Source organism: Ruegeria lacuscaerulensis, assembly GCF_013034745.1.
Classification (GTDB): Bacteria; Pseudomonadota; Alphaproteobacteria; order Rhodobacterales; family Rhodobacteraceae; genus Ruegeria; species Ruegeria lacuscaerulensis_B.
This window is the reverse complement of record NZ_WQGP01000002.1, coordinates 538,471-565,072: the sequence shown is the minus strand read 5'-3', so window position 1 is coordinate 565,072 and position 26,602 is coordinate 538,471. Positions and strand designations below refer to the sequence as shown.

The window sequence follows — 26,602 nt, the reverse complement described above, 5'->3', positions numbered from 1 at the left end:
CCGAGGCCAGTCATGCACTAACAATCAAGTCGGACCAGTCAAATCAGGCCATCCAGGTGTGATTTGACCCAGTGCAGTAAGTCCAGAATGGGCCGGAATTTGGGACGCTTTCGGTTTTGCCTTAGGCTGCGTTTAGCAACTCGCGCGCTTTGTCTGACGTGGTCAGATTCGCGAACTTGGCGGTTTTTTGTGTCGGAGTGACCGTCGAGTGAACTAAGAGATGAGACACTTCCTCAGGTCGCATACCTTTGTTCAGCATCCGAGTTGCATAGGTATCTCTGCAGGAGTGAATTGTTGCCGCTCCTTTCTCCGCCAACACACGGGCACTGGAGGCGCAGTTGTCTGTTAGGCTTGCCGCTTGGGTTTGACGGCCCGGTCCATTGAGACGAAAGGCTTTGGCTGCTCAGGGAGCCTTGTAAAAAACGTCGTAGAGCCGGTCGCCGATTGGGACTAACACGGACTTCTTGGTTTTGTGGCCCCGGTTGCCGATCGCTCTGTTTTCCAGATCATATCTGCTTACTCGACCAGAATGGCTTCAATCAGCCTTAAACCTTTATTTTTTAGGTAGTCGAACAGATCGGCCGCCTTCTGATATGCGGCGTTTCCCTCAGATGCCTTGGCGTTGGGAAACTGGGGAATGGCATTTTCTTTGGTTTCAGAAAAAACTTGGCATTTCACTAAGCCACGGTCGAATTCAGTATCCAGGTCAGGGTTCACCTTGTTCTTTTTTTGCAAAAGTTGTTCACTCGCTTGAGAAAGCGAAGTTCGACTCTAGTCGTGTTTGCCGTCATACCTTCTGCCCGACGTGCCATCCTTAGGTGATCCACGTCGCCACCGGTCCAAGGAGAAAGAGGACGGTCCGGATCAAGCGACCAGTGGCCGTGGAAGACCTTGGTCAGCCCTAGCATTTGATGCATGTTGTATTGGTAGCTGTCCTTGGTCCGGCTTTGGACACTGGCCACCGTGAGCGCGGAGGCGTCTCGGAGCGTTATCTCCGGCTTCTCGCCATGTTGGCGAATGTCCATGACCTTGTTGTATTCCGCCGGCATGACGCGTTTGGCAACAGCCTAGTCTTTGCGCTTGGTACTGGCCTTGTACTCTTTGCCGCCGATCATGAATTTGTCGAAGTACGGGCTGTCATTGGTTTGAAGATATTCATTGGGCTCTTTCTTTAGACACAAAGAAGACCCAGCGCATCCGAACTTGGGCACGCTAAATCGATCCGCTTTGCGCTGGGCATGCAGAAGTCAGGTCTTCAGGTGTGGATTTTGGTTTGGGTTGTTGGTTCTGCTGGTTCAGCAAGTTTTTCAGTTGTCCCTTGTGCAAGGCATCCAAGAAGTTCGCTACTTCCCGGCTGCTCAGGTTGCCAAGAGCGACCAATGCATGTCGGGATGTTATTCTTGGGTTCAAAGACGCACCCAGATATAGCGATCCAAATTGAGAGGTTCGTCAAGTGTTACCCATAGGTTCGAAGGTACTGCCACATTGCCAAGTTCCATTTGCTTGATCATAGTGTGGTGTTCGACGCCCAATGCCTTGGCCAAAGCCTTTAGAGTGTATCCCTTTTTCAGTCGGACATCTTTGAGACGCGCAGCCAAGTTGCTTCGGTTGGGGCCACCCGCTGTCGCCGTGCTCCTGTCCGAAGTGATCGCACGTGCCGAGTGGTCAGGCATCCGCAAGTATTAAATCGCTCGCCTTTTCACCGATCATGATCGCAGGTGCGTTGGTGTTTCCGCTGACGATTTCTGGCATGATCGAGCAATCAGCGACCCGCAGATTTTCTATTCCGTTGACTTTCAGTTTGGGGTCTACGACTGCATCGCCCGACGCGCCCATCGCGCAAGTGCCCGTCGGATGGTAAATCGAGACAGAATTCGACCGTGCCCAGTCCAGTGTGCCTTCGTAATCATCGCAGGATAGCTGCGCGTCAGGCCGGAACTCTTCCGAAATTTTTGACGCTAATGGGTTATGTCGTGCAATCCTTCGAGCGATGTTCACACCGTCCACGATCGTCCGGCAGTCGGTTTCCGTAGACAGGTAATTCGGGAAGATTTTGACATATTCAGATGGATCGGGCCCATTTAAATGCAGCTCGCCTCGGCTTTCCGGGCGCAATTGGCAAACCGACATGGTAAAGGCAGAAAACGGGTGTACCCCCTCGCCAGGACTGTCCGCCGACCACGGCTGGACGTGGAACTGGATATCGGGCGTTTGCACTTCGGGGCGCGTTTTCAGAAACCCGGTGGCAAGGCTAGCGGCCATGGTCATGGGACCTGCGCGGAACAACGCATATTTTAGCGCAATCCGGGCCTGATTGAACAGGCTACGCACTTCGTCATTCAGCGTGGGCTCGTTGCATTTGAATACAAGTCGCGCCTGCAGGTGATCCTGCAAACCTTTGCCAACGCGAGGCAACGCGTGGATCGGCTCAATCCCGTTATCCCTCAAGTGATCGGGATCACCAATGCCCGATAGCATCAATATCTGCGGCGAGTTGATTGCTCCGCCGGACAGAATGATCTCGCGACGAACGGTGATTTTCTGCACAGCTCCAGATCGGTCGCGATATTCCAGTCCGGTCGCTTTTTTGTCGTTAAATGTGACGTGCGACACCATAGCGTGGGTGATGATATTCAGATTGGTGCGGTCGCGGACCGGCTTGAGATAAGCTACCGCAGCGCTGCACCTGCGACCGTTGCGCGTCGTCAGTTGAAAATACCCGACGCCTTCTTGTTCCGCACCGTTGTAGTCCGGGTTGAACGGATAGCCCGCGGATTGCGCAGCGGCGACCCAGGCGTCGCAGATCGGACGTTGTATACGCATATTCGATACTGACAGCGGGCCGCCTGTGCCGTGAAAGGCATCCTCGCCGCGTTCCTGATCTTCGCTGCGTTTGAATAGGGGCAGCACATCTTCCCATCCCCAGCCGACATTGCCCATCTGGCGCCAGCGGTCGTAGTCCTCTTTTTGTCCGCGTACATAAAGGAGACCATTTAGCGAGGATGATCCACCCAGTACTTTGCCGCGCGGCCAGTCGATGGAACGACCGTTCAACCCTGGGTCGGGTTCGGTGCGGTAGCACCAGTCGACCGACGGGTTGTGCATGGTTTTGAAATACCCAACAGGGATGTGAATCCACGGGTTCGTATCTGGCCCACCCGCTTCAAGCAGGGCGACTTTGGTGTTGGGATCAGCGCTTAGGCGGTTGGCAATGACACAGCCAGAAGACCCCGCCCCGACAACCGCATAATCCACTTCCATGACCGTCTCCTCCCAAAGTCGTCAAAAAACTCTATGCAAATTGCCAGAACTATACTAGCATTTTTTGATACAAAACGTCTCAATAATTTCGAAACGGGAGGATAGCAATGGAGATCGGACGGAAACTGAGTGGCATTTCACGGCGGGATTTCTTCCGTGTGGCAGGGCGCTATGGCATGAGCTCGACTCTGCTGGCAGCTGGTGGGTTTGGCGGCGCGATGAGCCTCGCCAATCTGGCGCAAGCCGCTGAGTCAAATTATGAAAAGAGGTTTTCGAAGGAGCCCAAACACACGCTGAAATTCGGTGCGGCCGGCTTCAATACCCGCAACCTTTTGATCGAACGGGCCGGTGCCATCGAGTTCGCGCGCGACCTCGAAGAGCGTACAGACGGTGAGATTCGCATCGAGTTCATCGGCGACAACCAGATCTGCGGTCAGCTGAGCTGCGTCGAGAAGACTCAGCAGGGAATCGTCGACATCTATGCCGCTTCAACCCAGAACTCGGCAGGCGGCGCGCCGTATTTGAACGTGTTGGACTATGCCTATATGTTCCCCAGCCGCGCAGCGCAGTATCATTTCTTTTACAGCCCCGCCAGTCAGCGCATCTTACGAGACCCCCTTGAGAAGCGCCATGGGCTGAAGTTCTTGTTCACCCATTGTGAACTGCGTGGCCTTCAGATGGGTTCTAACTTTGCAGACAAACCAACTGTTACAAAGCTGGAAGAGTTGTTCGGTACTAAGAACCGCGTGACCGGCACACAACTTGGTCGGATCGCAATGCAGCTGCTGAACCTGAACCCAGTGCCTGTCGCGTGGGAAGAGACGTTGGATGCGTTGAAAACTGGTCTGATCGATGGGGCCGAGACTTGGGCCTCTGCCGTGGCTTATGCCAACATGGCCCCAGTTGTGTCGCAGTCGGTGAACCTCAAGTTCTTCTGTGGTACCGAACACACCTCGATGTCAGCAAAAGTGTTCGACAGCCTGAGCGGAGAGCTTCAGGATGCCGTCATGGAATCCTCGTACTTCACACAAGCGCTCATTCAAGGTGCGAACGAGGCTGCGTTGCTGAACACCGTGGGCTTCTCGGACCCGCAACTGCCGAACACGATCTTTGCCGAAAACGGTGTACGGGCCGCGTTCCTGGCTGATGATCAGATCAAATTGGCCGAAGAAATGTGTGCGCCAAACTACAACCCTGAACCCTGGGCGCAATGGCGTGAGCGTCTGAACAACTGGGCAGGTGGCATCGATACCTATCAGGAAATCTACGACATCGCGCGCGAGATTCCGGCGGATATGCTGCCTGAGAATGTCGAACCCCGCCGTTGGTGGATGGGCACTGCCTAATTAAACTGAACGAACCGGTCCTTTCGCGGGCCGGTTCCACTAAACACCGACTGGGAGGACGGGGTTCATGTCGCTGTGGGCAGATATTGGGGCAATTTTCAGCGCCTTACTCAGCCGGGATTCATTCGAGATTCAAACCGCACTGCGGTCTGACGCGGCTTGGGTAGTCGGAACGGTGGTCGCCGCGCTCGGCGGTTTGCTAATCATGATGATCTACCGAAAAGTACCGTTCATCGAGCGCCAGCTTGAACGCTCGGTCATGGTGTACTCCTATCTGGCCATCGCGCTGATCATCTTTTGGGGTGTTATTGACAGGTTTGTGTTCAACGATCAGGAACCGTGGTCGACGACCATCCCGCCGTTGTTGTTCATGGTGATGGCTTGGTTTGGCGCGTCTTACAACGTGCGCCTGCGTACACATCTGAGCTTTACTGAATTTCGCACGGGGATGCCGCGCGGCGCGCAGCTGGCCTGTCTGATATTGGACGCTGTTCTTTGGTTCATTTTCGCAGTCATTGTCATCGTGACAACGACACGTCTGGTGGCGCTTTCGGCTTCGAATTTTCAGATCGTGCTCGGAACCGACAACATCATGCAATGGTGGTTCCTTCTGGCCGCGCCGCTGTCGTTCTTCCTAATGGTTGGGCGGGTGTTTCAGAACCTGGCAGATGATTTTGACAACTGGAAAACAGGTAAGCCACTGCTTCAGCAGGCGGTGATAGGATCGGACTGATGGCGGACGGAACCTGGGTAACTCTGATCTCGATAGGGGTCACTTTTCTGTTCATGCTGGGCGTGCCGGTTCTGCTGGTCATCAGCTATTGGGTGATCGGCTGTTCTTTTGTCCTTGGCCTGACGCTGGACAATATGGGAGCGGAACTCTTGAACGTGTTCAACAAGGGCTTCGCCCTGTTGGCGATGCCATTGTTCATTCTGACCGGTGACCTGATCAACAAATCCGGTATTGCGCGCCGGCTAAGCGACTTTGCCTATGCCTGTCTGGGCTGGATACGCGGCGGGCTTGCGATGGCCTCGCTGGGGGCGTGCGGGTTGTTCGCGGCGATTTCCGGCTCAAACTCGGCCACCACCGCGACGATCGGGTCGATGCTGCACCCGGAAATGGTCAAGGGCGGTTATGACGAGCGCTTTAGTGCCGCAACCGCTGCGGCGGGTGGTACGGTCGGCATCATCATACCGCCGTCGATTATTTTCATCGTCTACGGGTTCCTGATGAACCTGCCAATCTCCGAGCTGTTCGTGGCCGGCATTCTGCCCGGCGCGCTGATGGTGATGGGCATGCAACTGGCCTGTTGGATCATCTGCCGCATCAACGGTTGGGGCTATCTGATCCCGTTGCAACTTAACCGCATCCTGAAAACCGCCTTTGGCGCTTGGCTTGGGTTCTTTGCCATCGGCCTAGTACTGTGGGGCATCTACACCGGCAAGTTTTCACCCACCGAAGCCGCCGGCGTGACTGTCGGATTCTGTGTGATTGCCGGGCTGGTCAGCTATCCGATTAACCGCATCATGGGCGCGCGCAACAATATTCCGCCGACTGAGAAAACCTATGCCGAGATGTTCGTAGTTGAAGGGTTTACCATCCCCGAGATCCCCTCGATCGTGATCCGATCTGCGCAGATCACTGGTATCCTTGCACCGCTGATTGCCGTGTCTGTCGTGATGCAGCAAATCCTGTCGTTGCTGGGGGCGCAGCAGACGATCGGTGACTTTGTCACCTCAATGGGCGGGTACCACGCCGTGTTGTTTACCTCGATGGTGATCGTATTCTTTTCCGGCATGGTGTTGGAAAGCCTACCTGTCACGATCATTCTTGCCCCGATACTGGCCCCCATAGCAGCGTCTGTTGGCGTCGATCCAATCCATTTCTCGGTGATCTTTCTGGTTGGGGCATCCATCGGTTTCATCACCCCGCCCTATGGATTGAACTTGTACGTGGCGTCCGGCGTGACCGGCGTGCCCTATTTCAGATTGTTGCGCTACACGGTGCCGTATCTAGTGGCTTTGCTATCAGTTTGGATACTGGTGTCACTGGTACCTGATCTGGCCTTGATCCTGCTGCCAAACAACTAGAATGTACCGGGATGGCCTATACTGATGCACCCGAAAAAGAAACTCAGATACCGACAAATCTGCGCCTATTGGTGATCCTTGAGGAAATCGCCCGGCGTGGGGTCGCGGTAAAGCCATCGGATTTAATCGAAACTCTGGGCTTGGCAAAACCGACGATCCATCGCCTGCTGCAAACCGCCGAAGCCGAAGGGTTTCTGCAGCGCGATCTGGATGGGCGGTCTTTCGGACCGGGGCCTCGCCTGCGCCAGCTTTCCGTGAATACAGTGTCATCGGAACATCTTCGTACCGCGCGACTAGCAATTTTGCGCAGCGTGGCGGATGAGATCGGCGAAACGTGCAATCTGGCGATCCCCGACCGCGAAGGGATGATCTATCTTGACCGGGTCGAGACAAAGTGGCCTTTGCGCATTCAATTGCCGATCGGGACGCAAGTGCCGTTTCACTGCACCGCTAGCGGCAAGATGTACTTGTCGACGCTTAGGCAACAAGTTCTGGACGGTTATCTGGCCGCTGGAAGGCTGGACGCCCAGACGCCGCATACACTGACCGAACCGGAGGCATTGCGGGCCGAAATGCACCGGATTTCTGCCAGAAATTATTCGACTGATGACGAAGAATTCATGTCCGGCATGACCGCTGTTGCCGTGCCAATTCAGGACGAGACGGGCAGGTTGGTCGCCACTTTGTCGGTTCATGCCCCAACGCAACGTCATGAACTGCAAGGGTTGCTCGAATTCCTTCCTGTCCTGAATGGTGGAGCCGAAAAGTTGTCGAACCTTCTTTGTTCCTGATTGGCTCTTTGCAGTGCTGTAGCAAGTTTTTTGCCTAAACCGGTATTGTTCGCGCCCCTATCTATTTTCCAGATATCAACAACCTTCACCCGCTTACGCGGGCTCAAGGAAAGTCGGTTATTTGAATGTATATCGCCTCTGAGAGTCCCGAAAGTTCAGCCGAATTGCCGAGTTAAGTTTCCGTGGGCGTCGGTTGGAATTTCCAAATCGTGAGTTCCGCCCTTCTTTTTGCTCTCTACCTAGCGCGTAGTCGGCTCATCGTAACGGGCGTGATCCCCAAAAAGGATGCTATCAACGAATGAGTGAAAATGTCTTCATAGCTGGGGAAGGCTTGGCGGAACCAGTTCAGCCGCTCTGCCCCGTCAAGAGCGGCGAGACACCATTCGCGTTCCGCCTTTTCACTCAATGCGTCTCGTAGAATACCATTTGCCCAGTTTCGGATTGGTTCAGACTCAATCATCAGGTACGTAAGCCGATCAGTATTGATCCAATAAAGCGAGGCGTCTTTGGTTGCCTCGATGGACACAAGGGACACTCCATCCCGCGTTCGCGCGATATTCGGCGTGACAACGCAAGGACCTACATGGAGCCCAACGCATACTTCCTTGCCTTCTTGGTCACAAATGCTGCTGGCTAGGCACCCATCCAAAAGAATGAACTCATCTGATTCAGGTTGTTCTTGGTGGGCAAGGCGCGCGCCCTTGTTCAAACGCTTACTTCTCCACTGAGACGCAAAACCGTCTGCAAAACTCATATCAGGCAGGTCAGGAGACTGTGCGAGAAATTTCCGTAGATCCATCTTGGTTTGCCTTATCAAATGATAATGCGTGTGGCTTCACCCAAGGGCAACTTGGCACAGATCAAGGAGTTCCCAAAATGATTCACACAATTCTTTCAAGGTACATCGGTTTTGCCGCCGTTGGCTGCGGGTTGATTGCTTTAGTCATCTACGTGCTGATGATCAGTGTCACGCTTGCCCACATCGAAGCTGTCTCGGGGCAGGTCCCATTCGACATGCGTCCGCTCGGCTACAATCCCAAAGACGCCGCGACGCTTCTTGAAGCCTTAGGAGCGGAAGGGCGCGAGTATTATCTCAGTTACCAGCTCTCTCTGGATACATTTTACCCGGCTATGCTCGCGCTGACTTTGATAACCACGTTTAGCTGGTTTGGGCGACGAATGCCCGACAGCAAGCTTGTTCGCTCTGGCATAATTCTCTCGGTTGGCTGCGCCTTGTTCGACTATTTCGAAAACACTGGAATCGCGACCATGATTTGGAGTTGGCCAGAGGTATCAAGTGCACTGGTGTATGCCGCCAGTACAGCCACAATTGTTAAATCGGCCCTGACAACTTCGGCTGTACTGCTTTCGCTTCTGACTGGGTTTCTCTGGGCGCGTCTCCCCAAAGAGGACCTTTGTCCCAAGACGGACAATGGCGACTTCGTCCGCACAGCGGACGCTCACTGAATTCTGCTGAACGTCTGCACCGAGCCCAAAGCAGGCGCTCATTGCATTACCCTGAACAGCCAGTTTGCGTGAGTATCTGAATTTGCGAAGGGGCGCACGATGACAGAGAGAATGACTGAAAAAATACCTATCGGGCGTTTGCGCTTATCACGGCTGAAACCTTGTGATAACAGCGGTTCCTGGGGAAGTTGGTCCATTCATTGCGCGAAGTTCATTGCTGGCCTCTTCCAATCGGACCTCTCTGGCGACCATTGGCTGGATATCTACTTCGCCACGCTCGATCATTCCTAGAAGGCGTGGGTATTTCCACGAAGGCATACCACGAGTGCCGAAAAACGAGAGTTGTTTGGAATAGATTGCACGCATGTTTACCTGCATCTGGCCGTCGCCCGAAGGCATACCAACTTGCACGTGTCGACCAAGGATGGCGAGACACTCTAAGGATGCGTTCGTCGTTGTTTCGATCCCCAGCGCTTCTATGGAAACCTGTGCTCCTCCATCCGTGATATCTAGGATCGCTGCTGCGGCGTCTTCTTTGCTGGCATTTACTGTAGCGTCTGCACCGTTAAGCTTTGCATGCTCAAGTTTCTCATCGACCACATCCACTACGACAACTCGGCATCCAAGCATTTTTGCCAATAGAAGAACGGACAAGCCAATACCTCCTGTACCGTGGACAGCCACCCATTCACCAGCTGCGACATCTGCGCGGTCTGTCAAAGCATGCCAAGCAGTGGTTACACGACACCCGAGCCCTGCCGCCAAGGAAGGAGAGAGCGTTTCTGGCAAGTGAACCAAGTTATGGTCAAACGGCACAGCGACATATTCTGCGTAGGCACCTGGCGTTCCAAATCCTGGAACGATTTGGTAAGCACAAGTGTTTGATACGCCTGTTTGACAAGCGTTGCAGCTGCCGCAACCCAAGATGAATGGCGCTATGAGGCGGTCACCAACACTGTGCTTCGCTTGAGGCCCTGCCTCTACCACAGTTCCACAATATTCGTGCCCTAAGATGGAGCCATTTTGAACTTTGGGGTGCGCGCCAGACCATCCATGGTAATCCGAGCGGCATACTCCACAGGCTGCGACCTCCAGGACCACTCCATTGTCTGGGCAGGTTGGATCCGGGACCGTCTCAATCGAAAGATCTTCACAAAACTTTCTTACGACTGCAGCTCGCACTTATCGCTCCTAAAGATTCGGTTTCTTTGATCCAGCAATTCGGTTCGGTCGAGTCTAGACAGGCCTATCGCCTTTCACGGTCACACGTCGCCCTTTTCTCTCAGCGGGCCAATAGTCCCAGATCGCACGATGCATACAGCACCGGTTGTCCCAAAAGGCCATGTCGTTAAGTGACCACCTGAACCGGATTTGATAGTTGATCTGTTCCGCATGCTCGAAAAGCATGTTGAGGATCGCGTCGCTTTCCTTTTCCGACAAGCCCAAAATCTTTGTTGTAAATGTTCGATTCACAAACAGCGACTTTCGGCCCGTTTCCGGATGGGTCCTAACGATCGGATGAACTGCTTCGGGACAGTCAATTTCGCTGTCTTTTTGCCCCCGGTCGCTATAGCGGCCTTTGTAGATATGCTCGGAACTATGAAGTGCAGATAACCCGTTGATCATATCTTTTATCGGTTCCGAAAGATCATCGTAGGCCGCATACATATCACTGAACATGGTATCCCCGCCACAGGGTGGTGCAATATGGATTTGCAGCATAGTTCCAAGGGGCGGTGTCTCATCGCAAGAGACGTCAGAGTGCCAGAACTCACCGTTTGCTACCTTGGAATTCTTAGTTGCATGTATTTCGAAAATCTCCGGATACCCGTCCATCGTTGGGGCTGCGGGGTGTGCGTGAAGCGGCCCAAAGCGTTTCCCAAATTCAATGTGCTGCGCAGGTGGTATTTCCTTCTGCTCTTTGAAGAACAGCACCTGGTAGGTGTGAAAAGCGTCGCAGATCTCTGCAAACTGGTCGTCAGGCACAGGCCGGCTTAGGTCGACTCCGTAGATCTCAGCCCCGAGGTTTGGAGCGAAGGGTTTGGCGACGATGGAAGTATAGGCGTTGGATTTGGGAGCAACCATAAGCACCTCTGGGTTTGGTTTCATAAGGCGTGCTGTGTGCATGGTACACATCAACAAAAATGAACAAAAACGAAAAATCTTTGACTAATAAGTGAAAAAATTTTCACATAATGAACACGGTTTTAGCGCTAGCGAGGTTATCGGGATGAGTATTCGGGCACTGCGAACTCTAATCGCAGTTCATCGACATGGTAGCTTCCGTGCCGCGTCTGAGGCGGAGCATCTAACTCCGTCGGCGGTCAGTCACCAGATGCGGAATCTGGAGGTCGCGTTGGGGCTCGAACTATTTGACCGATCATCCAAGTCGCCCAAACTTACTCATACCGGGCTAACGTTCGTCGGAGAGGCTGCTGCGGTGGTGGCCGCATATGACGGTTTGGCGGAAAGGGTGAAGTCGAACAACGAACTCTCTGGTGAAATAACTTTGGGGGCCGTTCCAACGACCCTGACTGGATTAGTGCCAACTGCGTTGGCGAGGCTAAAGTCCGTGCATCCGGACATCCTTGTACGGATTGTTCCAGGTTTGACCAATCAGCTTTTGCTACAGTTGGACCGCGGGCAGATTCAAGCGGCGATCATTTCCCGACCAGATGTTCTGCCAAACACATTGGAATTCTCAGAAATTGTATCTGAAAAATTGGTCCTGCTTGTCTCGGAAAAAACCCCAGATTTACCTTCGAGAGAATTGCTTGGTGCGTCACCGTTTATTCGCTTTACGCGTGATGCGGTTGTAGGAAGGCAAATCGAGACTTGGCTGCAAAGAAAGGGCATTGAAGTCAAAGACGCGATGGAGCTTGAGAGTCTTGAAGCAATCTCCAGTATGGTGGCCGCTGAACTTGGCGTGTCAATCATACCAGACAACCGTTTAACGACATATGACCATCTGCGGCTCAAAAGGATCCCCCTTGAACAGAAGGGACCAGAACGCATCGTTGGCTTGGCAAGTATGACGGCATCGCCTCACACCAAAATGATCGACGCAGTTTCGGCGGCGCTATTGGAAGCAGCAGATAGTCAACGGGTTTGTCTGTGATTTGGCACTCCAGTAGGTATCCACAAGATGTTTTCGACCAATTGAACTAAGAAAACTGGGAGTCAAAACTGGGCTTGGGTCAGTCATTAGTATGCAGCGTGGAGAAAAACGGATTCGAGCCCATATCGAATACTGATCCGATGTCGTTTTTCCAGACCAGATTTGGGAAGGTGAGTGTGGTCGTCATAACGCCTGCCGTGCTGGCACTAGCGAATTCCTTTTGTTTGTCTGTGAGGAACAGTGAGATAAAGAAACCCGCCATGCTGGCCACGCCGATACCGATGATGCCTGGAAAGTTCGTGTCACCAGCGTCGGGCACGCCTACCATGTGGTATTGAATGTAGCGTGTCAGGAAGACGGCGAATACTCCCAGAAAGAACGCCCCGACGAAGGCTCCGGGATAGGCGAGGCGTTGCCAGATTGTATTTGTGCGAAGTTGGGGTGCCAGGCTGGCGGCCTCTTGGCGCGATGTTCGATGCCAGCGATCCAGTCTGGAAAGGACTTTTGTTCTGCACTCGTAACTTGCCCGAAAATCGAAAATGATATCCCTTAGGGGTGGTCCCCGTCCTAGAGATTGGCAATTTATGTGCAATCCTTGAGTGCGAATTTTAACCAGCCTTTGACGATTGGCAACGATCGCTCCGGTTGTCGGCCCTCCGTGAATCAGAATTCAAGTGGTTGTCGTTGAAACGGATTGTGTTTGCAGCGTTATCCGCTTAGTGATTTCCTCAGCCCAATTGGGAGCGGAATACGCCGTGCGGGCGTGATGGAATGGTAGACATATCAGACTTAAAATCTGAAGGGCTTATGCCCGTGTGGGTTCGAGTCCCACCGCCCGCACCAGGTATTTCACAGCCGATGTTGTTTGGCGTGCAACCCGTTCCAGAGTCGTTGATTTTGGTAGAATCGCTACGCGGTGTCAGTTGCCCGTGACGGCGTGCCTGTTCACTGCTTACACAACCTCTACGCAACAAAGCCATTCAAGGCTTCTGTTCTCAGGCTCAAGTTAGGCGCGCACTGGGGGGCTAGATAAAAAGGAAGCCGACAAGCAGCCCGGTTGCGACCCATATCAAAGTGGTAGAAGTTGTCAAAACATAGTTGAACATCGGTAGACCCTGATCGGGTAGCAAGATAATGTCGCAGTTAAAGCGACACTCGCCACTATAGGTCAAGTCAGGTGAACGTGAAGGAAATGGTCTGTTTATGTTCTGTTAAACCTGACCACCCGCACCACGTCTCCTTTAGACCGGAAAGCCTAACCTTGTGATCAACTGCCAGATATCGCGGTTGGCGTCCGAGAGTTTTTTCACTACGCCTTCAATCTCGGTCAGCGCTGCGGCGTCAACGGTGTCTTCGCGTCCCAGCTTGATGTCGGTTTTCCGGTCTGAAATCCGCATAAGAATCGTCTTGGGATTTCCACTGTCAGGGTCGAAGGAATAGATGCAGTGATTGTACTTGTTGCGAATGCCCGAAAGTTTCGACAAGCGCTGGGTGTGCTCCAGAATCGCATCCCTCAGATCGGGGGGGCGACCGTCCATCTTTGCCAGCCGTTCCACCAGATCAATGCGTGCACGGGTGGTGTTGAGGGTCAGAAAAATGATGACCGCGACATCCTTGTTGGTTCCGCTCAGCCCGGCGATCAGGTGGATCAGCAGGCTTTCTGTATTGGTCCACATATAGTTCAGCTTGCCGACCAAAAGGATAAGACGGTCAAAGCGGGTTTCGAAATCCTCAGTCGCTGGCAAGTTCATGGGCTTCGTCCGGGGCGACTTCGAAAAAGAACTGAGCGGCGGCGGTTCTGTTGCTGACGCCGATCTTTCCGGCGACATTGTGCATGTGCAACTTCACCGTGTGTTCGGTTATACCAAGATTGGCCGCGATGATCTTGTTACTGTGCCCTTTTGATACCTGTTGCAGGACCTGCTTTTCCCTCCGGGTCAGTTTGGAATAAAGCGGGTGCGGCTCAGGCGCGGCAGGCGTAGAGCCTGCGTGCTGCTTGGGTGGGCTTTGCAAGTTGGAGACGCTGTCTGCAAGAAAGCCGGGCAGGTATAGTTCCTCATGCAGCAACAATCGAAGGATCGCGCGCCAGACATCGGGACCGACATTCATTGGCAGAAAACCGATATCTCCATGGCGAGTCCGGTCCCATTGCTCAAACAGAAAGCGGGCGGATTCCTCTTTTCGATAAGCGTAGGCCAAGCTGCCGCTGCCCACGCAATCGCGATAATGTCTGGGACGGGCCAGAAGATCTTCCAGAATCATCTGATCGACGATCACGATCCTACCGGGGCCGGTGGTAGGGTCGCCATATGTCGGCAGGGCTGAGATTGAATCGTAGCGGTGTGTGGTGACACCAAACTCTGTTTCAACACCCGTTAGGGTCTGGTCCGAGTAGAAAAGCTCTTTACCAATAAAATTTACCGAGAATTCGTCAAAACCAAATTGGTTTTGCGCAGCATTTTCCCGAAACGGAATGCTCATCATTCCCCCCTTGTCAAAACCTGCACCGCTAAGCGGCGAAATAGCAAACTGGCACTTCGAATAATATTAACCGAACATTAACGCACTTTCGGTGCAGGCTATAGGGAAAAGTGCAAATTTCCTGGTTGCACGGTCGTTAACGCGCAAACAGTTCTAGAACTTAAGTTTAGGATCAGGGGCGTTTCACCCGCTTAAGTAGAGGCAATTTAACGAGTTTTCTCGATATGCGATTAGCTAAAAAATCAGCAGCCGAAAAAGTCGCGCATTGTTCGTGATTTGGAAATAATCAATCCGAATCAGGTGATTACCCGTTCTAGTGCTTCCGGCTAGCTATTCAGGCCAGTTTCCTCCTGCAACCATGGAACGGCTCCAATTAACGGGGCGAAAGATCCGAACGTGTCTGCGAATCGCGCATTTCCGCGAACGTCTTGGCAGATGCAGGACCGGCTAAGCCGGGGAAAGGAGGGTGGAGGACAATCTCACTGTGAAATACGCATCCGCGCGGGTTTTGCGCGAGTGCGCTGTTTGTTTCAACCGCGCCCGTAACCGTTTTTGAAAGAGTGACGGTCAGTGCGCTTAATAAGTGGAAATTGATATGTCAAAACGTCAACAACCCCATAACAGCATTACCGATATTGACGAGGTGAACGTGGATACGATCATCGCGCCAATCGACGCAGATATCCATGTGGATGACGCCTATGTTGATGCTGACCTGACGTCGCAAGAGACGGATGTCGACAATGATGTCGACAACGAACAGGGCCAGGGTCAGGACCAGGCGCAAGCTCAGGCGACGTCTGTTGAAAATGGTCAGGGTCAAGACCAAGCCCAAGGCCAGGATCAGGGCCAGGGCCAAGATCAAGGTCAGGGTCAGTCGCAAAGCAATGGCGACAATGACAACTCGAACAGCAACTCGGTCACGATCGACTTCGGCGACGGAGAAGGCTTGCCGAAAGACAATGACACTGTCGATATTGACGCGTCAGGTTCGGCTGAGCTGGGCGATGTCATCACCGTTGCAGGCGATATGGACTATGACCCGGGCGACGACCTGAATCTGGACATCGACCTGAGCGGTGAAGGCAATGACATGTCTTCGATCAGCAGCCAGGTCGCAAACTTGTCCGACAATGACCATCTGGGCTCGGCCGCCGTTCGCAACGAAGGCGAATTTGACCAGAGCGGCAATGCTCATGGTGGCACCGCGACGGCTCATGAAGGCATCGGCTCTTCAACCGATGGTGGCAACTCTGGCAGCGGTGGCAGCACCGATGGCGGCGCGGCAAGTGCCCAAACCCATGGCGCTGACGCGCTGGCCTTTGGTGGTCTGACCGGCAACGCGGATGGTACAGGCGTTGGTGGTGACGGCGGCTCGACCGGTTCAGCATCCAACATCGGCCTGGGTGTCGGTGTGTCGGGTGCCGAGTCCAACGGCAGCAGCAGTGGCGGCGAAGGCGGAGACGCCGGTAGTATCTCTGGAGCAAGCAACACAGGTTCATCCGACACCGACGCAGACGGCACCAGCGGTGAAGGCGGAGACGCAAGCTCGTTTGGGCTGGGTCTGGGTCTGGGCCTGTCGAATGCCGACAATGATGGCCAGTCTTCCGGTGGCAACAATGCTTCGGTCGCAGAGGCGCTTGGCGCGGGTCTTGGCGCGAACGACTCGTCCGCGCAAGGCGCAGCCGGTGGCGACGGTGATGCGGATGCGGATGGTCAGGCCGGCAATGGCAGCAGCAGCGACACCGACGCCAACGATGCGGCGGCCGGAAATGTCGGTCTGGGTCTGGCTGGCAGCTTGGCAGGCAGCGACGCTGATGCCGATGGTGGCGAAGGCGCAGGTGCCGAAGGCTCTGGGGCCCAGGGCAACGGCGCAGAAGGCATGGGCGGTACCGGTGATGCTGGCAACGGCACGGGTGGTGCAGGCACGGGTGCTGAAGGCACTGGTGGCACTTCCGGTCAGGTCGATGCAGCGCTTGCAGCTCTGAACCAGCAAAACGGTCTGTCAGGGCTGAACGCAGGTCAGGCCGGTGCCGGCAACGGCGGTGGCGACACCAATGGCGGCAATCCGGGAACTGGCGGTGACGGAACCGGCGCGTTTGGATCTGGCGGCGACGGAACCGGAGGCTTTGGCTCGGGTGGCGACGGCACCGGCGGCTTCGGCTCGGGTGGCGATGGCACCGGCGGTAGCGCGACAGGCGGTACAGCCGGAGCAAACGCCGGCGCGCAGGGTGTCGGCGATCAGGCGACAACCGGTCCGAACATCACCCAGTCTCCGGGTGACGTGAACGGGTCGGCCAGCAACTCGCAGAACACCAGTGGCGATGGCGGAGCAGGTGGCACAAACGACACCGACGGCTCGGCCAGCGGCACCGGAACCGGCACCTCGACCGCCGATGGTTTCGGCGGCGGTGGCGGCGCGATCCAGCAAGGCGCGACGTCGGATGGTTCGGGCACCGGTTCGGCCGATGCGATGAACACGGCCGGAGACGGTGGTCTGGTGGATGTGTTTGCGCAGGCAGACACAGATGGCTCGGCGGACAGTCTTGCCGAATCCATTGCCGGATACGGAGGTGACGCGTCTTCAGACAATGATGCCACCTCTGATGCATCCGGTTCGACGGACGGGTCGGCGACCTCAGGCTTTGGCGGCGGCGGCGGCGCCGGGGCCGGTATGGGCGGCACCAGCGGTGAAGCAATCGGTTGGGCGACTACCGGCCACACAGCTGGTGGGATAGTCACTGGTGGCGATGCTTCGGGTGCGAACTCAGGCGCAGGTGGCACCGGTGGCAACGCGGGTGTCTGGGGCTCGAACAATGCTGGTGACGGCATCGTATCGGGTGAATCCTATGCTTCGTCTGCCGCAGTTGTGGACACCACGGCCTTCAACCAGTCGATCGTCATGGGTGCCAACGTGCTTGGCAACTCGGTCGATACGACCATGGTTGGTGGATCGATGACTTCGTCCTACTCCAGCGACGATACCGACGTATAAGCCGGTGTCCCAGCCGGAGATCGGCTAAACCCCCACGATCTTCGGCAAAAACATGCTGAGGCCGCATGGTGCGGCCTCAGCCCAACTTAACCCAAAACGGAAATTTCTGGCCGGGATGGGGAAAGGAACAGTGTTATGTCGCTCGACAGTATCAGTGAAACGATTGCTCATTTTATTGGAACATTTGAACTTACCAGCGAACAGGCCCGATGGCGGGATCAGTATGACGAATTTGTCGCATTCAGGCGCAAGGCGGAACTGGAAGAGCTTGAAGATGCGACCGTCATCAAGGTCAAGGCGGGGTTGAAGCTGGATCCGGGGAAATATGATGCCCTGCCATTCAGAACGGATGCGCCACAGGCTGATATAGCCCCTGCACCCGTGCAGGCGATGTCCGTGGCGGCCCCGGTTCCGGGTTTCGGTCTGGTGCCGAATGCCGATGATTTCATTTCCGACGTGCAGCTTCCGGCGATCTCATTTCAGACCGTAGTTCTGCAACCGCAATTGATCCCCGAGCTGATCGGGTCGGCCGTGACCTATACCGTTCAAACTCTGCGTCTAAGCGACAATGACACCTTTGGACAGGCCGAGTTCCGCGATGTCGAAACCTTGATGGCGCAGGGCGACGCCTTGGCGGCGGTTGCGGAGTCGCTGCACGCGGTATCGGCCCCGTCTCTGAATATCGCCGATTATCAGTCGGTTGAACACATTCAAGCCCTCGTCGAAGAGGTGCAGCAGACCATCGAGGTCGAAGGCGCGATGGTGCATCAGTTCCAGGGAGAAGACGCGATGGGTACCATCGTGAACGGCGAACATGTCGATGAGGCCCCTGACTGGAGCGAGCTTCTGCCGCAGCATCATCAACCCGACGAGGACCAGACAGAGGATCTGCCCGAAGAACTTCTTCCCGCCGAGTGGGACCAGTTCGAAGACTCGGAATTTGGCGAAGGGCATACCGTTTCCACTGGTGGCAATCTGGCCGTCAACGAAGTTGCCGTCACAGTGGCCTGGGTCGACGCGCCAGTGATCGCGGTGGGCGGGCAATCGGTCAACGTGACCGTCGTCAGTCAGGTTGCGGTAGTGTCGGACATTGACACCGGCGATGCCGGTGGGCAAAGCGACACGATGGTCGTTCAAACCTCGACCATCACCGTTGAAGGCAACGAGGCCCATTGGCTGGATGACAACGTCGCGGCCGAGGGGCAGGATCCTCTGGTCGCTGTGACCTGGATTGCGGGGGATCTGGTGGTCACGAATTTCATCCAGCAAGAAATCGACGCCACCGATATCGACCATATCGAAACCGAGATCACCGCATCGTCCAGCCTTTACGTGATGGGTGACAATGTTCTGATCAACGTAACCGAGATTCTGCAACTTGGCAGCTATTACGACGTGATCCTGATCGGCGGGGACATGATTTCGGTGGATATCGTTCACCAGACAATCGTGTTCCTCGATGATGACGAGATCAACGGTGGCATTCCGGATGAGGATGATGACAATCTTGTTGTCAATCAGGTGGCGCTGACCACGATGGGTGAGGACACGCATGAGGAGTTGGACGCCAGCTTGGCGGGTGTTCTGCCGCTTGAGGAAATGGACACCGAAGCGCTGGAAGACGCCTTGCTGAACAACCCGGACTTCGCGGGGATGGAACAGATCCGGGTCCTCAAAATCGACGGCGATCTGGTGCAGGTTAACGCGATTGAACAGATCACGATCCTGCAAGACCAGGACGACATCAACCTCAACGGGGAAGCCGGTGCAGTGGCTTCTGCGTTGGGGGCTGGAAATGCGGTTCTGAATACCGCGGGTGTGGTAAAAGCCGGCGTCGACTCCGTGGTCATGACCGGTGAGGGCGAATATTCCGACCTCGTGCTGCATCAGGCCAGTCTGATCGACACGCCGGACGATGATCTGGATGTTGAGATCGGAAATGATGCCATCGCTGTCCTTATTGACACGGTGGATGGACCCGGAAACTCGGAAAACGCGCCGGGCCACAACAAGATGACCCCGTCCGAGATGGCCGAAAGCTTCGATGATGGTCTGCAAACCATGCTGGCCTGATTTCCCTGTTTGATACGAGTGTTTCGAAAGTTTGAGTATGTCGATTTTGTTCTCGTCGCGCCGATCCCTGTTCGCCAGCCCGCTGGACGGACGCGGTGGTGGTGGCCCGACCAAGGCCCCTGCAGATGGCCCCGTGACCAAACCCGCCAAAATGGCGAGCTTGCGGTTAAGCCAGGATCTGCGTGTGCATAATCCGGTGACGTTTCCACCCAAGGCCCCAAAAGTCTCTGAACCGCAACCTTCACCAAAGGGCACGCAAAGTGCTCAAGAAACGACATTCCTCCGTCACGCCGAGAAATCCCTTCGGCGTGACGTTCCGCAGCCCGTCAACGACAAACTCCAGAAGGGCCGCGAAGCTGGGGTGGCCAATGCCAAAGGCCCCGATCCGGAAACCGCCAGGGAGAAGACCGACCGGACGCCCCCCCCGGATCGCTCAAAAGGCGGTGGACAATTGGGAACCACGATCGAGGCCAAGGCGAACCAACCTCTGCCGCTCCGGAAAGAGGGCGGTGGGGATGGCAAAGGGCCACCCCAGACCTTTCACAAACGCACTCCGCCCGAGGACTTTCAGCAGACGCTGCGAATTTCGATGCGGGCAATCTTGCGCAATCTGGCCTTTGTGCTGGTGCTGACTTGCGCAACCAACATCCTGATCCTGGCCATCCCGATCTACCTGTTTCAGATCAGCGACCGCGTATTGACCAGCCGGTCTCTGGACACGTTGATCATGCTGACCGCGATTGTGGCCGGGGCGGTGATCTTTCAATCAGCCTTTGATGCGGTGCGCCGATTCATGCTGATGCGCACAGCGGTCGAGGTAAACGCCCGGTTGGGTGCGCCCATCCTCAGCGCGGCGGCCCATGCCTCGCTGCATGGGACCGGACGGGAATATCAGACGCTGGGCGATTTGCAGCAGGTCCGTGGATTTCTGGTGTCGGGCACGTTGATCTCATTTCTGGACGTGCCGTTCGCGCCCTTGTTCATCCTGATGATATTCCTTGTGCACCCGCAACTTGGCACAATCGTGATCGTGACTGCGCTGCTACTGATGATCATCGCTCTGATCAACCAGCGCATGACCGCCAAGCCCTTTGCCGAGGCGAACCGGGCTCAGTCCATGGCCAACCAGCATCTGGATTCGATGGCGCGCAACAGTCAGATCATCAACGCTTTGGCGATGATCCCCGAGGCGGTGCGCATTTGGGGCCGCGACACCGCGCAGTCGCTGACATGGCAGGTGCGGGCGCAGGATCGGAACGTCATCTTTGCTGCGATTTCGCGCGCGGTGCGCTTACTTACACAAATCGCAATTCTGGGCTGGGGCGCGTATCTTGCCCTGCAAGGTGAGATCACCGGCGGCATGGTCATTGCAGCCTCGATCATCGCCGGGCGCGCCTTTGCCCCGATTGAAGGATCCATCGAAGGGTGGAACACCTTCCTGCTGACCCGCGCTGCCTTTGGTCGGATCAAGACCCTTTTGACCAAGTCCGAGTTGCAATACGAAAAGCTGCGCCTGCCGCGCCCCGAAGGCCGGTTGGATGTCGAACGGCTTCTTTACGTGCCCGGCGGGACCAAACGCGTGGTGCTGAACGGGATCGGGTTTTCGCTCAATCCCGGTGAGACACTGGCCATTATCGGCAATTCCGGGGCGGGCAAGACGACGCTGGGCAAGACACTGGTGGGCTCGATCCTGCCAACGTCGGGCAGCGTGCGACTGGACCTGATGGATATCCGCAACTGGGACCCGCGCCAATTCGGTGAGAGTATAGGTTATTTGCCGCAGGACGTGCAGCTGTTTCCCGGCAGCATCAAGGACAATATCGGCCGCATGCGTGAGGACGCGACGGATGAGCAAATCCACGACGCCGCCGTGCTGGCCGATGTGCACAACATGATCGCCACGCTGCCTCAAGGGTATGAGACTGTTGTCGCCGCCGATGGCTCTCCGCTGTCCGGCGGTCAAAAGCAGCGCATCGCGCTGGCGCGCGCGTTCTTTGGTAACCCACGTATGGTGGTTCTGGACGAGCCGAACTCGAACCTGGACGTGGCCGGGGATCAGGCTTTGGCACGGGCGATTGCGCAGGCCAAGGCGAACAAGATCACGGTGGTGGTGATCACGCAAAAGCCGACTTTGCTGAATGCGGTCGACAAGATCATGCTGCTGACCGACGGGCGGGTCGCCCTGTTCGGTCAGCGCGAACAGGTGCTGCAACAGCTGAACGGGCCGCGTAAACAGCCCGGTATCGAAGGCCAGAAGGGGAATGCGACATGAATGATCTGGTGCCCGTCAACAATGATCCCAAAGACCCCGAGGTGTGGTATGCCGAGGTTCCACGCTCGATCAGCAAATTCGTTGTCGTCGGAATGGTGCTGCTGGTTGTCTGTTTCGGCGGGTTCGGCGTGTGGTCCTTTCGCGCGCCCTTGGCTGCCGCCGTGATTGCGCAGGGCAGCTTTGTCGCCACTGGACGCAACAAGATCGTGCAGCATCTGGAAGGCGGCATCATCGAAGATATCAAGGTCATCGAAGGTCAATCGGTGCAGGCCGGGGAGGTCCTGATGACATTGGACCAGACCTCTGCCGAAGCCAATGAGCGTGAGCTGTTCATCCGTAAAATCCGCCTTCAGGCGATGAGCCAGCGCCTGTTGGCCGAGTATGAAGAACGCGAGCGGCTGGAATTTTCGCCCGATCTGATCAAGGCCACCGATGACGTCGAGGTGATGACGATCCTAGACGGCCAGAAGATCAGCTTTGACGTCTCGCGCAAGACCCTGCTGAACGATATAGCTCTGCTTCAGCGCAATATGGAAGCGCTGCGCATCCGCTCCAGCGGGTTTGAGGCGCAGTTGGACAGTATGCGGGTGCGCTCGGCCATTTTGCAGGAAGAGTATGAGACCAAAGAGGCGCTGTTTGAAAAGGGTTTGGTCCGCAAAGGCGAGCTAAACACGATCCGCCGCGTGCAGGCCGAGGCCGATGGTCAGCAGGCGCGGTTGGCGGCTGAGACCGCCGAGGTCAACCAGATGATGCTGAAATACGAAGAACAGATCACCCGAACGCGATCGGCCTACCGCGAGGCGGCATTGGACGAGCTGGGCGTGATCGAGGCCGATCTGGAAAGTGTCCGCGAAAAAGCCCGTCAGGCCCGCAGTGTTCTGGACCGCGCCGTTGTGCGCGCGCCGGTTACGGGCACAGTCGTGCGGCTGCATTATCACACGCCGGGCGGGGTGATCGAAACAGGCGAACCCATCGCCGAAATCCTGCCCGCCGACGCCCCCCTGATCATCGAGGCTCAAATCCCGCGAACCGAGATCGACAGCGTCGTGACGGGACAGGACGCGACCGTGCGATTGGTCGCCTTGAACCAGCGCACGACTCCGGTGCTGAGCGGCGAGGTCTTTTACGTCTCAGCCGATGCCCTGCTCGAGGACTCGGCGGGTGCCCCGCAAGAGGTCTATTTGGCCCGAATCTCGCTGCCGCCGGAGGAGATTGACCGCGTGCGCGGCTTTATCCCCACGCCAGGGATGCCAGCCGAGATCATGATTCAGACCGAGGAACGCACTTTCGCGGCCTATATCGCCAAGCCGGTGACAGACAGCATGTCGCGTGCCTTCCGCGAACATTGATCGCCCGTGTAGGGCGATCCCACTACACCTTCCAATTTTCGCATGTTACCCTGTCGGCAGCACCAACAGGAGAGATACAGATGCCCTTGACCGTGAAAGAGATGATGGAAGCCGCCAATACCAGCGTGGAGCGGATCGACATGGCCCGCGCCGCCGAGATTCTGGGGCAGGGCGGTTTACTGCTGGATGTCCGCGACGGGGCCGAGTTGCAGAAGACGGGCCGTGCCAGTGGTGCGCATCATATCTCTCGCGGGTCGCTTGAATTCAGCGCAGATGAGGCGCTGAAGTCCCATGACCCCGAGTTGCGTAAGGATCGCCCCATTGTTTTGTATTGCGCTGCCGGGGGACGTGCTGCCCTAGCGGGCAAATTGCTCAAGGATATGGGCTATGCTCAGGTCTACAATTTGGGTGGCTTTTCCGATTGGGTGAACGCAGGCGGTGAAGTGTCAGAAGAATAGAAAAATTTTTCACCTGACGCATGTCAAGGTCTGCGGGAGTGTACCGCGTTACAGTTGTGGTCAGTTACATAACAAAGGGCAACTGACCATGTTACGTCTTGCGACAACTCTTTATGCCATGATTTCCACTGCACTGGCCGGAACGGCTGTGATCGCGGTTCTGGTTGCGGGCACGAATTCCGTGGCCACCATCGTATTGGCAGCGGCATTGGGATTTGCGTTGGCGGCACCGGTCTCGCGGCGGGTAGCCCGAGACCTGTATAACGACGCAGCCTGATCAGGCGTTCAGGAACGCCCGGACCGAGGCCTCGAACTCGCGCGGTTTTTCAGCGTGTAGCCAATGGCCTGCGCCGGGGATCTTGGCAAAGCGCGCGGTCGGGAACAGGGCCCGGATCGCGGGGCGGTGTTCGGGCAGGACATAATCCGACGCGCCCCCCGACAGAAACAGGGTCGGTTTGGTGCATGTGCCGGTGATGTCAGGAAAGCTCATGATCTTGGGCATCTCGGCGGCCAAAACGTCCAGGTTCAGCAGCCAGCGTTGGCCCTTGATGTCCAGCGACTGGGTGAAAAAGCTTTGCAGGGCTTTCTCAACCCCCTGATCAGCCAGCTGCTGTTCGGCGTCCGAGCGGCGTGTGACAGAGGAAAGATCCACGGCCCGCATCGCCTCGATGAACTGGATCTGGCTGTGGGTATAGGTCACGGGTGCGATGTCGGCGACTACCAGCTTGCGCAGTTTCTCACCATGCAGCAGGGCCAGCGTCATGGCCGACTTGCCGCCCATCGAATGCCCCACCACATCGGCCTGTCCGCCGAAATGGTCAATCACCTCGGCCAGATCATCCGCCATGCTTGGGTAATCATGCTGCTGGGTCCACGCGCTGTTGGAATGGTTGCGCATATCGACGGCAACGACTTGCCGCTCATCCGATAATCTGCGCGCAATTACGCCCCAGTTGCGGCCAGAGCCATAGAGCCCATGGGCAATCAGCAACGGGGGGTTTGAAGTTGGCTCACCATGGACAATCGTATTCAGCATGACCGAGTGATACCCGTCACTGGTCCAAACAACCAGCCCCATTGTCGTGCTGGCGCCACCCGGATATGGTGCCGCGTCAGGAGGCCCCAATATGGCGCAAAACCCCGATATTCAAACTCAAATCGCGCAGACCGTGCAGCTGTTGCGCGACAAGCTGGGTGTGCGGGATAAGACGCTGACGGCCTCGGTCAGAAAGGCCAAACGTCAATTGCCCCGACGCATCTATAAGCAGGCGCTGCTTTTGGCGAATGCCGAACAGATGGCGGCCCATCCCAAGCTGAGGCTGGTGCTGGATACGCCCAAACTGGCTCGCGCGTCAGAAGAGGTGCAGGATCATCTGACCGGCATCAATTTGGCCGACCGCAGGTTGGGCTGGTTTTTGGGGATGTTGGGTGGGTTGGCTTTCAACCTGCTGGCGTTGTTGGTTCTGCTGCTGGTGTTTTTGCGCTGGCAGGGCTTCATATGAAAAACGGCGCCGCTTGGGGCGCCGTTCAGCCTGTTGATATCCTGAAAAATTACAGGTTCGGGTAGATCGGGAAGCGGGCGCACAGCTCGGCCACTTCGGCTTTGACCTTGGATTCGACCTCGGCATTTCCGTCTTCGCCATTGGCGGCCAGACCGTCGACCACTTCGATGATCCAGTCCGCGATCTGGCGGAACTCGACCTCGCCAAAGCCGCGGGTGGTCCCGGCGGGGCTGCCCAGACGGATACCGCTAGTGATGGTCGGTTTTTCCGGATCAAACGGCACACCGTTTTTGTTGCAGGTGATGTGCGCACGACCCAGGGCCTTTTCGGTCGCGTTGCCCTTGACGCCTTTAGGGCGCAGGTCAACCAGAACCACATGGGTGTCGGTGCCGTGCGTAACTGTGTCCAGACCGCCTTTGATCAACTGATCAGACAGCGCCTGTGCGTTGTTGATGACCTGCTGGATGTAGGTCTTGAACTCGGGGCGCAGGGCCTCACCAAAGGCAACGGCTTTACCAGCGATGACATGCATCAGCGGACCGCCCTGAATGCCGGGGAAGATGGCCGAGTTCACTTTCTTGGCGATCGCCTCGTCGTTGGTCAGGATCATGCCGCCGCGCGGGCCGCGCAGGGTCTTGTGGGTAGTGGTGGTCGCGACATGTGCGTGCGGGAAGGGGCTTGGGTGCTCGCCTGCGGCAACCAGACCGGCAAAGTGTGCCATGTCGACGTGCAGATAGGCGCCGACCATATCGGCAATCTCGCGCATGCGGGCAAAGTCGATCTGGCGCGGAATGGCGGAACCACCGGCGATGATCAGCTTGGGCTGATGCTCTTTCGCCAGCGCTTCGACCTGATCGTAGTCCAGCATGTTGTCCTGCTGGCGTACGCCGTATTGAACAGCCTTGAACCACTTGCCCGACTGGTTGGGGGCCGCGCCGTGGGTCAGGTGGCCACCTGCATCCAGGCTCATGCCCAGAATGGTGTCGCCGGGTTGGATCAGTGCTTGGAACACGCCTTGGTTGGCCTGCGAGCCCGAGTTGGGCTGCACGTTGGCGAATTCACAATTGAAGAGCTGCTTGGCGCGGTCGATGGCCAGGTTCTCGGCTATGTCGACGAACTGGCACCCGCCATAGTAGCGGCGACCGGGGTAGCCTTCGGCGTATTTGTTGGTCATCACCGAACCCTGAGCTTCCATCACGGCGGCAGAGACGATGTTCTCGGATGCGATCAGCTCGATCTCGTCGCGCTGACGGCCCAGCTCGGATGTGATCGAGCCGAAAAGCTCGGGGTCACGATCCGCGAGAGACTGGGTGAAAAAACCTGTGTCACGAAGGTTGGCGTTCATTGGGGGCTCCGCATGGCTGGAATTATCTTGCGGATTTCCTATCGGAAACGGCA

The 26,602-nt window shown here is 56.2% G+C and carries 23 protein-coding genes, 1 tRNA gene and 1 pseudogene; 14 read left to right on the top strand and 11 right to left on the bottom strand.

Features of this window, described 5'->3' with window-relative positions; translation table 11 throughout:
• Positions 1 to 516: 516 nt before the first annotated feature.
• Together GOV79_RS06310 and GOV79_RS06305 are read right to left on the bottom strand one after the other, a co-directional pair.
• Complete coding sequence (locus GOV79_RS06310; RefSeq protein ID WP_170788975.1) at positions 517 to 717, bottom strand: hypothetical protein; 201 nt, start codon at positions 715 to 717, stop codon at positions 517 to 519.
• Between the two features lie 948 nt (positions 718 to 1,665).
• On the bottom strand, positions 1,666 to 3,261 hold the full coding sequence (locus tag GOV79_RS06305; RefSeq protein WP_170788974.1) for a GMC family oxidoreductase: 1,596 nt from the start codon (positions 3,259 to 3,261) through the stop codon (positions 1,666 to 1,668).
• Positions 3,262 to 3,368: 107 nt separating this feature from the next.
• Here GOV79_RS06305 and GOV79_RS06300 point away from each other — a divergent pair, with 107 nt between their 5' ends.
• From GOV79_RS06300 to GOV79_RS06285, 4 genes are all read left to right on the top strand, one after another.
• Positions 3,369 to 4,607: a TRAP transporter substrate-binding protein gene (locus tag GOV79_RS06300; RefSeq protein WP_170770083.1), complete on the top strand. Its 1,239-nt coding sequence runs from the start codon at positions 3,369 to 3,371 to the stop codon at positions 4,605 to 4,607.
• Between the two features lie 67 nt (positions 4,608 to 4,674).
• Positions 4,675 to 5,340, top strand: a complete 666-nt coding sequence (locus GOV79_RS06295; protein ID WP_170770084.1) for a TRAP transporter small permease — start codon at positions 4,675 to 4,677, stop codon at positions 5,338 to 5,340.
• Complete coding sequence (locus tag GOV79_RS06290) at positions 5,340 to 6,698, top strand: TRAP transporter large permease (RefSeq protein ID WP_170770085.1); 1,359 nt, start codon at positions 5,340 to 5,342, stop codon at positions 6,696 to 6,698. The genes GOV79_RS06295 and GOV79_RS06290 overlap by 1 nt, the downstream gene beginning before the upstream one ends.
• Positions 6,699 to 6,709: 11 nt before the next feature.
• Positions 6,710 to 7,489 carry an IclR family transcriptional regulator gene (locus GOV79_RS06285; RefSeq protein ID WP_170788973.1) on the top strand — a complete coding sequence of 260 codons (780 nt, stop codon included), beginning with the start codon at positions 6,710 to 6,712 and terminating at the stop codon, positions 7,487 to 7,489.
• A 235-nt stretch (positions 7,490 to 7,724) separates the two neighbouring features.
• Here the strand turns inward: GOV79_RS06285 and GOV79_RS06280 are convergent, their stop codons facing one another.
• Positions 7,725 to 8,288 carry a Crp/Fnr family transcriptional regulator gene (locus GOV79_RS06280; RefSeq protein WP_170788972.1) on the bottom strand — a complete coding sequence of 188 codons (564 nt, stop codon included), beginning with the start codon at positions 8,286 to 8,288 and terminating at the stop codon, positions 7,725 to 7,727.
• A 77-nt stretch (positions 8,289 to 8,365) separates the two neighbouring features.
• Between GOV79_RS06280 and GOV79_RS06275 the strand changes: the two genes are divergently transcribed.
• Positions 8,366 to 8,956 carry a hypothetical protein gene (locus tag GOV79_RS06275; protein ID WP_170788971.1) on the top strand — a complete coding sequence of 197 codons (591 nt, stop codon included), beginning with the start codon at positions 8,366 to 8,368 and terminating at the stop codon, positions 8,954 to 8,956.
• Positions 8,957 to 9,103: 147 nt separating this feature from the next.
• Here the strand turns inward: GOV79_RS06275 and GOV79_RS22575 are convergent, their stop codons facing one another.
• The 3 genes and pseudogenes from GOV79_RS22575 to GOV79_RS06265 form a co-directional block, all read right to left on the bottom strand.
• Complete coding sequence (locus tag GOV79_RS22575) at positions 9,104 to 9,610, bottom strand: zinc-binding dehydrogenase (RefSeq protein ID WP_331252387.1); 507 nt, start codon at positions 9,608 to 9,610, stop codon at positions 9,104 to 9,106.
• A gap of 138 nt (positions 9,611 to 9,748) precedes the next feature.
• Positions 9,749 to 10,057 (bottom strand): annotated as a pseudogene (locus GOV79_RS22570) (alcohol dehydrogenase catalytic domain-containing protein); the annotation flags it as partial.
• 135 nt (positions 10,058 to 10,192) lie between these two features.
• Positions 10,193 to 11,041, bottom strand: coding sequence for a TauD/TfdA dioxygenase family protein (locus GOV79_RS06265; RefSeq protein ID WP_170770091.1), 849 nt, complete (start codon positions 11,039 to 11,041; stop codon positions 10,193 to 10,195).
• Between the two features lie 145 nt (positions 11,042 to 11,186).
• Here GOV79_RS06265 and GOV79_RS06260 point away from each other — a divergent pair, with 145 nt between their 5' ends.
• Positions 11,187 to 12,074, top strand: a complete 888-nt coding sequence (locus GOV79_RS06260; protein WP_170789016.1) for a LysR family transcriptional regulator — start codon at positions 11,187 to 11,189, stop codon at positions 12,072 to 12,074.
• A 79-nt stretch (positions 12,075 to 12,153) separates the two neighbouring features.
• On the opposite strand, the gene GOV79_RS06255 is transcribed toward GOV79_RS06260, so the two are convergent.
• Positions 12,154 to 12,393: a hypothetical protein gene (locus GOV79_RS06255; protein WP_170788969.1), complete on the bottom strand. Its 240-nt coding sequence runs from the start codon at positions 12,391 to 12,393 to the stop codon at positions 12,154 to 12,156.
• Positions 12,394 to 12,831: 438 nt separating this feature from the next.
• Here GOV79_RS06255 and GOV79_RS06250 point away from each other — a divergent pair.
• Positions 12,832 to 12,917 (top strand) — tRNA-Leu (locus GOV79_RS06250).
• A 398-nt stretch (positions 12,918 to 13,315) separates the two neighbouring features.
• Here the strand turns inward: GOV79_RS06250 and GOV79_RS06245 are convergent.
• Together GOV79_RS06245 and GOV79_RS06240 are read right to left on the bottom strand one after the other, a co-directional pair.
• Complete coding sequence (locus GOV79_RS06245; RefSeq protein ID WP_170770097.1) at positions 13,316 to 13,825, bottom strand: hypothetical protein; 510 nt, start codon at positions 13,823 to 13,825, stop codon at positions 13,316 to 13,318.
• Positions 13,806 to 14,555 (bottom strand): helix-turn-helix transcriptional regulator, encoded by a 750-nt coding sequence (locus GOV79_RS06240; RefSeq protein WP_237217234.1) that lies wholly within the window; start codon positions 14,553 to 14,555, stop codon positions 13,806 to 13,808. Before GOV79_RS06240 ends, GOV79_RS06245 begins: the two co-directional genes overlap by 20 nt.
• 595 nt (positions 14,556 to 15,150) lie before the next feature.
• Between GOV79_RS06240 and GOV79_RS06235 the strand changes: the two genes are divergently transcribed.
• From GOV79_RS06235 to GOV79_RS06210, 6 genes are all read left to right on the top strand, one after another.
• Positions 15,151 to 17,550, top strand: coding sequence for a CDK5RAP3 family protein (locus GOV79_RS06235; RefSeq protein WP_170770099.1), 2,400 nt, complete (start codon positions 15,151 to 15,153; stop codon positions 17,548 to 17,550).
• A 135-nt stretch (positions 17,551 to 17,685) separates the two neighbouring features.
• Complete coding sequence (locus tag GOV79_RS06230) at positions 17,686 to 19,623, top strand: type I secretion protein (protein ID WP_170788968.1); 1,938 nt, start codon at positions 17,686 to 17,688, stop codon at positions 19,621 to 19,623.
• A 37-nt stretch (positions 19,624 to 19,660) separates the two neighbouring features.
• Complete coding sequence (locus tag GOV79_RS06225) at positions 19,661 to 21,895, top strand: type I secretion system permease/ATPase (protein ID WP_170788967.1); 2,235 nt, start codon at positions 19,661 to 19,663, stop codon at positions 21,893 to 21,895.
• Positions 21,892 to 23,244, top strand: coding sequence for an HlyD family type I secretion periplasmic adaptor subunit (locus GOV79_RS06220; RefSeq protein ID WP_170782772.1), 1,353 nt, complete (start codon positions 21,892 to 21,894; stop codon positions 23,242 to 23,244). The genes GOV79_RS06225 and GOV79_RS06220 overlap by 4 nt, the downstream gene beginning before the upstream one ends.
• 80 nt (positions 23,245 to 23,324) lie before the next feature.
• Positions 23,325 to 23,702, top strand: a complete 378-nt coding sequence (locus GOV79_RS06215) for a rhodanese-like domain-containing protein (protein WP_170788966.1) — start codon at positions 23,325 to 23,327, stop codon at positions 23,700 to 23,702.
• 88 nt (positions 23,703 to 23,790) lie between these two features.
• Positions 23,791 to 23,979 (top strand): hypothetical protein, encoded by a 189-nt coding sequence (locus GOV79_RS06210; protein WP_170788965.1) that lies wholly within the window; start codon positions 23,791 to 23,793, stop codon positions 23,977 to 23,979.
• On the opposite strand, the gene GOV79_RS06205 is transcribed toward GOV79_RS06210, so the two are convergent.
• The gene (locus GOV79_RS06205) at positions 23,980 to 24,780 is read right to left on the bottom strand and encodes an alpha/beta fold hydrolase (protein WP_237217946.1); all 801 of its coding nucleotides are present in this window, start codon (positions 24,778 to 24,780) and stop codon (positions 23,980 to 23,982) included. It lies immediately after the preceding gene.
• A gap of 49 nt (positions 24,781 to 24,829) precedes the next feature.
• Here GOV79_RS06205 and GOV79_RS06200 point away from each other — a divergent pair, with 49 nt between their 5' ends.
• On the top strand, positions 24,830 to 25,204 hold the full coding sequence (locus GOV79_RS06200; RefSeq protein ID WP_170770121.1) for a hypothetical protein: 375 nt from the start codon (positions 24,830 to 24,832) through the stop codon (positions 25,202 to 25,204).
• A 49-nt stretch (positions 25,205 to 25,253) separates the two neighbouring features.
• On the opposite strand, the gene glyA is transcribed toward GOV79_RS06200, so the two are convergent.
• Positions 25,254 to 26,549, bottom strand: a complete 1,296-nt coding sequence (gene glyA / locus GOV79_RS06195; RefSeq protein ID WP_170788964.1) for a serine hydroxymethyltransferase — start codon at positions 26,547 to 26,549, stop codon at positions 25,254 to 25,256.
• Positions 26,550 to 26,602: the final 53 nt, after the last annotated feature.